The organism is Vibrio sp. ER1A (assembly GCF_000733315.1).
In the GTDB taxonomy this organism is placed as follows: Bacteria; Pseudomonadota; Gammaproteobacteria; order Enterobacterales; family Vibrionaceae; genus Vibrio; species Vibrio mediterranei.
In genome coordinates this window covers 1-8,783 of sequence record NZ_JPJA01000105.1, presented here as the reverse complement: position 1 = coordinate 8,783, position 8,783 = coordinate 1, and the positions used below count along the sequence as shown (strand labels likewise).

The 8,783-nt window shown below is 42.5% G+C and carries 6 protein-coding genes and 2 pseudogenes; 5 read left to right on the top strand and 3 right to left on the bottom strand.

Annotated elements, in window-relative coordinates:
• The first annotated feature begins 108 nt into the window (after window positions 1-108).
• Entirely contained in the window at window positions 109-750 is a 642-nt protein-coding gene (locus tag HW45_RS28025) for a recombinase family protein (protein WP_038231468.1), read from the top strand.
• Between the two features lie 374 nt (window positions 751-1,124).
• Here the strand turns inward: HW45_RS28025 and HW45_RS28020 are convergent.
• Together HW45_RS28020 and HW45_RS28015 are read right to left on the bottom strand one after the other, a co-directional pair.
• A pseudogene (locus tag HW45_RS28020) lies at window positions 1,125-1,813 on the bottom strand (IS630 family transposase).
• Between the two features lie 472 nt (window positions 1,814-2,285).
• Window positions 2,286-3,481, bottom strand: a pseudogene (locus tag HW45_RS28015) (IS91 family transposase).
• Between the two features lie 378 nt (window positions 3,482-3,859).
• Between HW45_RS28015 and HW45_RS28010 the strand changes: the two are divergent.
• The 3 genes from HW45_RS28010 to HW45_RS30255 all read left to right on the top strand — a co-directional run bounded on the left by HW45_RS28010 (window position 3,860) and on the right by HW45_RS30255 (window position 6,934).
• Entirely contained in the window at window positions 3,860-4,867 is a 1,008-nt protein-coding gene (locus HW45_RS28010; RefSeq protein ID WP_081875933.1) for an OmpA family protein, read from the top strand.
• An 11-nt stretch (window positions 4,868-4,878) separates the two neighbouring features.
• Window positions 4,879-5,967: an Ig-like domain-containing protein gene (locus tag HW45_RS28005; RefSeq protein ID WP_038231466.1), complete on the top strand. Its 1,089-nt coding sequence runs from the start codon at window positions 4,879-4,881 to the stop codon at window positions 5,965-5,967.
• 781 nt (window positions 5,968-6,748) lie between these two features.
• The gene (locus HW45_RS30255) at window positions 6,749-6,934 is read left to right on the top strand and encodes an adhesion domain-containing protein (RefSeq protein WP_144231874.1); all 186 of its coding nucleotides are present in this window, start codon (window positions 6,749-6,751) and stop codon (window positions 6,932-6,934) included.
• On the opposite strand, the gene HW45_RS27990 is transcribed toward HW45_RS30255, so the two are convergent.
• Entirely contained in the window at window positions 6,877-8,181 is a 1,305-nt protein-coding gene (locus HW45_RS27990) for an RNA-directed DNA polymerase (protein ID WP_038231457.1), read from the bottom strand. The genes HW45_RS30255 and HW45_RS27990 overlap by 58 nt on opposite strands.
• Between HW45_RS27990 and HW45_RS27985 the strand changes: the two genes are divergently transcribed.
• Window positions 8,161-8,577 carry a hypothetical protein gene (locus HW45_RS27985; RefSeq protein ID WP_199367645.1) on the top strand — a complete coding sequence of 139 codons (417 nt, stop codon included), beginning with the start codon at window positions 8,161-8,163 and terminating at the stop codon, window positions 8,575-8,577. The two genes, HW45_RS27990 and HW45_RS27985, sit on opposite strands and share 21 nt — an antisense overlap.
• Window positions 8,578-8,783 lie beyond the last annotated feature (206 nt).

The window sequence follows — 8,783 nt, the reverse complement described above, 5'->3', positions numbered from 1 at the left end:
AAGTATACCTATACGTCATGCCATAAAATTGACATCAAAACCTATTTTGTCATAACCTATTTGTCATACACGTTTAGATCATAACCTAAATGTCACCTTGAGGAACTTATGTACATCTTTGGATACTTAAGAGCATCAACTTCTGATCAGAATGCAAAGCGTGCTCAGAAAGCTTTGCAGGAGTTTGTACAGCAAAAGGGCTTTCGAATAGCGGGTTGGTATATTGAGAATGAATCGGGAGCTTCTTTACAAAGACCAGAGCTTCTTCGATTGCTTGATGATGCGGCAATTGGTGATGCAATCATCATAGAGCAAATTGATCGTCTTTCTCGTCTTGATGAAGAAAGCTGGTTCACATTGAAAGAAATGCTGCACGAAAAAGAACTCAAGGTGATTAGTCTGGATTTACCAACCAGTCATGTTGCATTCTCTCCCCAAATCACCGATGAATTTACCGGATCGATGATCAAAGCAATAAATAGCATGATGATGGATATGCTAGCTGCTATCGCAAGAAAAGATTACCAAGATCGCCGTCGTCGTCAGGCTGAAGGAATAAAGAAAGCCAAAGAGGAAGGTAAATACAGAGGACGGCAAGCTGACTCTGATCTACACGAAAAGATCTATCAGCTACGAGTTATCAACGGGTTAAGTATCAGTGATACCGCAAAGTTGACAAATGTGTCTACTAGAACGGTGATTCGAGTAGCTCAAAAGTTGGCAAGTGAGCGTTCTGTGGCAGTAATTTAACCATTTCATACGGAGAGACCAACATGGCTGTAACTGTATTAGGTATCGGCCTGATAAAAATGGGGTTGTACTCCATGAAGCTGCTCACAAAGGTAATATTGTCCTTTGTAAACCCAAAATAAGTCGCGCTAAACTATTGGAAGCCTTAGCATACAAACCACCGTGTTTAATTGGAAGTTGTAGCAGCGCTTATTTTTGGGTTCGGACCTTGAAAAAGTAGGATATGAAGTTCGACCTATTGCTCCAACGTTTGTCTCTCCTTATCGATTATCAGGCCGAACAAAAAAATGATGCAACTCACGCTCAAAGGATTTGTGAAACGGTTTAACGCCCTCATATAAAATCAAACACCTAAATAGCTGATCCGAATACTGCTACATTTTCGCGATACCGTGTCCGTTGCCAGGGAAAGGCGAAACGGTTTCCCTAAAATGCCATACCTTGCCAAGAAGTTCCCGCATGTTTCGGCAACTGTGATTACGGGTTACCGTTTCATGTAGTGCCAACCATAAGCGCTCTATCTTGTTGACCCAAGGTGAGTATACCGGTTGAAACAACAACCTGAACTTGGGGTTGCTCTTGAGCCAAGCCAGGGTTTTACGGCTCTTGTGAATGATGTAATTATCCAGAATTAGCGTGATAGTTTTGGCTTTGCGGTAATGTCGTTTGAGCTTTTCCAGCACCGTAATAAACAGCTCCGATGCCTTGCTGGCGCTGCTCACATAAAGCACTTTTCCTGTCTTGGTATGTAGCGCTCCTGCCAAGTAGTACTTGCGGTTGTTACCCGGGGTGACAACACGTTTTTGCTGCCCTTTGGGCATCCAATCCGCCCCGATTTCTCTGATTTCAGTCCATCGATGCCACATTGGGTGTACCAGCCCAACCATCGGCCTATGCTGGAGCGGGCTGCGCCGGTGATGTGCTGAACTTGGGTAACCGGCAGCCCTTGATGCAACATCAACATCGCCATCAAACGCCTGGCAAAGTGCTTATCGTTGGTTTTTTGAATCAATTTTTGCATGCGCTTGCGCTCAGCGCGGCATAGTGGTGCTAAGATAGCCATTCTCAGTCCTCAGCGAGTGGTGGGTTTGTTTGGCGATAGATCTGATCGCTCAAACAGGACTGAGTTCCCTTCCTGTGATCTACTATTTGGAACAGCTATTTAGCGTAGCTCGCAAGTAGGACGTTCGCTTATACTGTGATAGGGTATAGGGGGTCATAAGCCCCATAGTGTATATGGTTAACTGGTAGCGATGATAAACCACAAGGGCCTAACTTGTTGATAATAATGAAAATTGCAACCTCATGACTTTAAGCGCCGATTAATGCAAGGCAGACAAGCGCATGGCTTAATGTTGCACGAGATCGGAAAGTGAACTTGATGGTTAGGAAACTCAATCATAACCATCAAGGTCGTTTACGGGGTAAATTTCCAGTTTGAATCGTGAGTGTTTACTGCAGATTTAAGGGCAGATTGTTTTATAGACAATGTGGGTGTTTTTTCTACTAAATCACTGGATTTAGACGGACTTATCCTACGCTGCCACGCCTAACCGCCGCCCTTCACGCATGCTCATTCGACGATTATCCAGTAGTTGATCATTCTTTGGGCCTTTCATAAAACCTGTAAATTCCATTCTGCCTCCGCATAGCACACACTGGTACGGGTCATTACCTGTAAAGCCTTTATATTGTTTGGCATACGTGAGGGGCTCAGCCTGTTTTAGATTTTTCTTTTCTAAAGCTAAATACACCAACGGAAGTAGACGACCACGCTTTCTATTAGATAGAAAGCCGTAGTAACGCACCATTTTAAAATGGTGCTGTGGGATATGACTCACGTACCGCAATATCATCTCTTCTTGCGTCAACGTCTTCGTTTTATGCGTTCCGTCTCGATGATCTAGATACTTAAAAACCACCGTCCCCCCGCTATAACGACGCAGCCTTGATGCGGATATAGGTGGGCGCTTCAGGTAACGACCCAAATAATTCACCGTTTGCTTTAGCTCTTTCGTCTTTTTGGCAAAGTGAATATTCCAGTAGCGTTGATATTGACGCTCTAAGAAGACGTTCCATTGACGGTAATCCTGAATGTGATTGGTGGTCGATGTGGATAAGTTGAGGTCATCGTATTTTTGTCTGAGAAGCCTGATGAGAGTGCGCCGCCAGTGATATTCGACGTGCTTCTTTTTAAAGTAGATAGGCTTCCAGGTGTTGTGTTTATCTAACCCTCCACGGGTGACGGATAAATGGATATGTGGATGCCAATTAAGAGCTCGACCATAAGTATGAAGCGCTCCGAATATCCCTACCTCAAGTCCATGCTTTTTTGCCCACTTCAGCAGCGTGTCCGCCGCAAGAGAGAATAAATCATTGAGTAATGATGGATTGGCTTCGAAGATAGGCCATAGCTCGCTCGGCATAGTGAACGTGATGTGTTGATGTTCACAGTCTGGCATGACATCAAGTTGAGTATGTATCCATTGCTCGGTGGACTTAGTACCACAAGAGCTGCAAGCCTTCGTTTTGCAGCTTTGGCAGATGACCTTAGTATGCGGACAGTCTGGCGTACCACAATCGTAGTGTTTAGCCAGAGACTAAAAGTCTGAGCGTGTTTCCAAAGCACCTTTTCCCAAGCATTGTCTTTTTCAAATAGGAGTTTCGTTGCAGGGGGAACAAATTCTTTTGGTGTGTGGTGGCGACGTCTACGACCTGAGTATTGAACCACGTAAAAATCTAGAGGAGGGGAACGTAAGGATAGGATAACGTACTCTGAATGATAAGAGTATCAACGAATTAACAGCGCCCTAGCTCGATGCTTAGCATCGCTATCTTGAATAATTCTAGTGTTCTGATAGCAAAGCAAAGGCATCAAAACCAGTTATTATCTGTGGACTCTATTTTGTGAGTCTATTTCGATTTTTTGCGTTACCTTCTATCGATATTTATCTCTCTGAGACCGGCTATTTTGGTTTTCATTTTTTGGATAAGATGAGAGTTCTTTCTTTGTAGAAAATAAAGTACAAACAAATCCGACCAGTTGATTTAAGCCCCAGCATCCAAGCAATGTTTGCTCAAAAATGATACTATCTATCTATCTATCTATATGAAAATCATTAAAAAAATAATATTACTTACTAGTTTATTCAGTATTCCAGTACTGGCTGCGACGGAGTCCCCTCAGATTTTTGTTGGCGTAAAGGGGGGGTATCAATGGGCCCTAGACGACAATTACAATCATTCAAATCCAGAGGGCACAATTTTAGGTCTCTATGGCGGGTTACAGTTTACGCCCTCTTGGAGTTGGGATTTAGGCTATCAATATCACGATAAACTAAAGGCGGACGCCACATCTAATAATGTTAAAACTTGGTTGATTGAAAGTGCTCTTCGTTACGATTGGTACCTACAAGATAACCTAAGTTTATACGGTCGGCTTGGTGCTGCTTATTGGGATATGGAAAAAACGCAACTGTCTTCAAGTAAGAGCGATGCGACAGGTTTTTCTCCTCTCGGTGAGGTAGGGATTAACTATCACTTTAACCCTAACGTCCGATTATCAACGGGCTATCAATACATTGACAGTATTGGTAAGTCAAATACGGGTAAGTATGATAGTCATGGATTGTTGGTCAGTCTAACCTATACGTTTGGCAGTACAACTCAACCAGCGTTAGTCAAAACAGCGCCAACGTCTATTATTGAAGATACTCCCGTTAAAGAGACAGCCACTGTAAAAGCACCTCCTCAAATACAGACCTTTTCACCAAAAACTACAGATGGATTGTTTGGTTTTGATTCAGTCGAACTTAGTCAAGAGTTTATTGACCAATTAACTGAGACCTCTTCAGTATTAAATTCTTACCCACAAGCTCAGGCCAAAGTTGTTGGACACACTAGTTCAACAGGCTCAGCACTCTACAATAAAAACCTTTCTGAGCGTCGTGCTCAAGCGGTTGTCAATAAACTGATTGAATTGGGTGCCACACCGACGCAACTTGAGTGGAAAGGTGAGGGTGAATCTCAACCTGTTGCAGATAACAATACTGCAGAAGGACGAGCTAAAAATCGCCGAGTTGAAATCACCATCCCTAGCTTCCAGTTTCAAGAATAGGTTGTATTACTATGAATAAATATTTTAAATCTCTATTTGCAATAGTGATTTTTCCACTATTAATGCTATTAACCGGTTGTAATTCAGAAGGTGCTTTCTCTGAATCAACCGTAAAATTAGAACGTATAGATATCACCGCTTCACCGATAACAACACGAGGTGTTAGTGAATTGACGCTTGCGGTAGGTAACAAGCAGCCCTTTGAAGCGGTTGGTCACTACTCTGATGGTTCATCTCGCACATTGACGGATTTAACCATGAGTGATTGGCGTACAAGCGCCCCTGATGTAGGACGCTTTGATGAGCCTGGCGTATTTACTGCTACTAACGAGGGTAATACGACCCTCACGGCCACGAAGGATGGCGTGACCAGTAATACGGTGGATGTGAATGTGTCGGCAGCGGTCATTACATCGATTCAAGTGACGCCTTCACCGGTCAACGTAGCAAAAGGTCAGACTCAGCAGTTAACGGCAACAGCGACATTCAGTGATGCGACGTCCTCTGACGTGTCTACCTCAGTGACGTGGACTCCTATCGATACGGCGACGGCTACTGTGTCACCAACCGGTTTATTGTCTGCGGTTGAGGTGGGTAATACGACCCTCACGGCCACGAAGGATGGCGTGCCCAGTAATACGGTGGATGTGAATGTATGTGCGGATTTGGCGGGTACATGTATTGATATCTTCGATACAGGTACTGGTAAGTTATTTACCAATTCACCATCAGAGGCCTACTTAGACAGCATTGGCGGTAGTGCTACAGACGGTATTTATACTGAAAATGGAACTTACGGCCCAAGTGGTAATTTCTACCTATTCAACTGGACTAACGCAAATGCACTATGTACTACCTACAACACCCTTAGTCTCGGCGGACGGAGGAACTGGCGTTTAGCGACAAGAGACGAGTTAAAAGTGGAGCTATACGACGCATCTGGTAATATGTTTACCGCGCGCGGTTGGCCGACCGGCTACTACTATTGGTCGGCGACGCCTGTTGGTTCTCGCTATTACAGCGTGGTCCTCATCGTTGGCGGCGTCGGCAGCGTCAGTCCGGGCTACGCGGGCTACGCATCCTGCGTCTCAAATCCTTAAAGTTGAGCGTTTAGAGTTTAACGTTTTAGTTTTTAATTTTAATTTTTGAAGTGCCAGAGTTGCATCTGGCACTTTTTAGGAGGGAAGATAAGTGAATATTGAAACTAAATTAGCATTGGTTGAAAGCAGTCAACGTATTGTTGGTATAAAAGAGGGGATGTTTGTACGTTTCTATGAGCAATCACTCTTTGGTTGGCAGCAGTGGGTATCTAAACAGGACCAATTACCGACATTGAAGGTGTTAAGGAAAAAGGTTAAGAAATTGAATGGAAGAGAGGTGTTGTATGGTGGGCTTCCTATAGAATCATTAAAGCAAGTCGGAATTGATGTAGGTACAGAGGCGGTTATTGAGTTAGAAATAATCATCGATTTTTCTGAGTGGCAGTCTTGGAGGCAAGCCGGCGACAGAGTCGNNAACTTTGAGTTTCCTTACCTTAAATGGACGATATTGAAGAGAAATCACCTTATAACCCTTGTGATGACGATCTGTTAAATCGTCGATATGTTCGATTGTTTTTACCCGAAGCCATCGTTAATAAAGTGATGATGACGAAAGCTTCAAGCTCTTCATTAGATTGGTTGTTGATTGCTGTCAAGCAAGCGATATAACGTTTTAATAAGATGGTTCTCGGAAAATCGACAGGGTACATAGCGACAATGTCGTGCTCAGAGAATGTTAATGTTACGATGTTAACATGTGGGCCCTGGTATGTTATCGGCATTTATGACCTTATGGGTATTCAAGGGAAGCGAGTCGAAAGGCAACACTTCGAGTTAAACAATAAATGCAAACGCGCGCGGTTGGCCGACCAACAACAACTATTGGTCGGCGACGCCTGATGGTTCTAACTATTACAACGTGAACCTCAACAATGGCAACGTCAACAGCAACAATCCGAGCAACACGAACTACGCATCCTGCGTCTCAGGCCAACATAAAACATCCGGAGCCATCTTATTAAAGTGAAGACCTTTTTTTATTGTGAAGTGAGTGTAATAACCGTTATTGGGTAATAAATAACGTTTAAGTTCGCCAAAATTATTATGATATATTTGCTTTCTTAACTGGCAATGATTGGCTTGACTAAGTAGTCCATAATAACTATTTATCGTTGATTGCATGGCTTTTAGTTGGATGTAAAGTGGTGCATAATGGATACCATGTTTACTCCATCTTCCACGACTTGGTCTAGACTTTAAAACGACGTTAGTCGCGCCAGTGTCTAGAATTACATTAAAGTAGCGCAAACGCTCTTTTAATGATGAAATGGTGGTTTTGCGAACATGTTTATAATGGGGAAATACACGAAATCCCAAGTAATCAAACCCCTCCTCAATAGGTGATAAATGCACCTTTGTAGGATGTAATTTTAATTGCAGGCGAGAAGTGAGATACCATTCAATATGTTCTTTCCATTCTTGCAATTTTTCAGGCGAATTAGATAAGATAAATAAATCATCCATATACCGAACGTACCCCTTAACCTTCAGTGTGTGTTTTATTTCGTGGTCAAGGTTGTTGAGGTAAAAATTACCGAAGAGTTGACTAGTAACGCTACCTATGGGCAACCCAACCTGTTCCGTATTGTTAAACTGTAGTTTCTTATGTAACGGGATTTGGTTAAGTAAGTATTGGTTTCCAGTTCGCTCGTTTTGTAGCTTCGTGGCATCCTGCTCTATGATCTTTTCTATCAGATTGGCTAGGCAATATTGGCGCAATGGGCTTAATTTTGAGTTGTAAATGAGATTGTGTAGTTGCGTTAGAAGCTCTCTTTTATTAATGCTATTGAAATAACTGTAAATGTCGAGCTGTAGCCCCCAAGTATGTCGTGGTTGGCGCATTAGTTTTTGAACTTTTGCAATAGCAGCAAGAGTTCCTTTACCTTTTCTATTAGCATAGGTGTCATCAATGAATTGATTTTCCATGATAGGTACCAATTGTAGTGCAATCCACATTTGAGCTATGCGATCTCTAAATGCAGGGGCATATATTTCTCTAAGCTTAGGTTCTGTGATTGCAAAATGATGATAAGAATAAGGTTGATATGTATTAGTTAATATTTCGGTTGACAGCTCATGGCATAGTTTCGGGAACTTTAAAGCGTTAGCAGATTTTTGTTGACTGCTTCCCGAAGTTTTTACACATTGCAGCAACTCTGCTGCGAGTTGATGGTGATATTTAAGGTTTGAATTTTGAATAAAGAGTTTCGTCATAATCGTCTCTACTATGATTTACAAAAGTTGTACAAATTGTATTGGAACCAACATCAACACTTACCCAAAGCATTTCGCTTTACAACAGGAGAACAAATCCTCAACGAACTCACGAAGTGTATTCGTTACTCTGTTCAAGCTAATTTGTACGGAAAATCTCTCGAAGGAATATTGCGAGCCCTAGATTTATTACTAGAACTTAGTGCACTTTTAGAAACCGTACAAAGTTTATTAATGTTAGCTTGGGAATTAAAATTCTTGCCTCATGGCGCTCTGGTTGCTTTGACTGAACAACTTGGGCATGTATCAAGACAAACTACAGGATGGCGAAAGTGGTTCCAAGGAAAATCTCTCGAAATAAATGCACCTATTTCTTCTCCAAGTGGGAGCGCTTAGATTAGAGCTACTGGCATATTACTATTCAAAAAGACAATATTGTTCTAGAGAAACTGCTTGAGAACTTAGAGCCTTGGAGAGAGGAGAGCATGGTCGAACTGGTGGCCTAAGAAGGATATTAGCAAATAAGCCGTTCCCGTCAGCCCTTATAAATAAAGGGCTGTAGGCTCACATTGGACTTTTCGCTGAAATGGGCGCAAAACCCC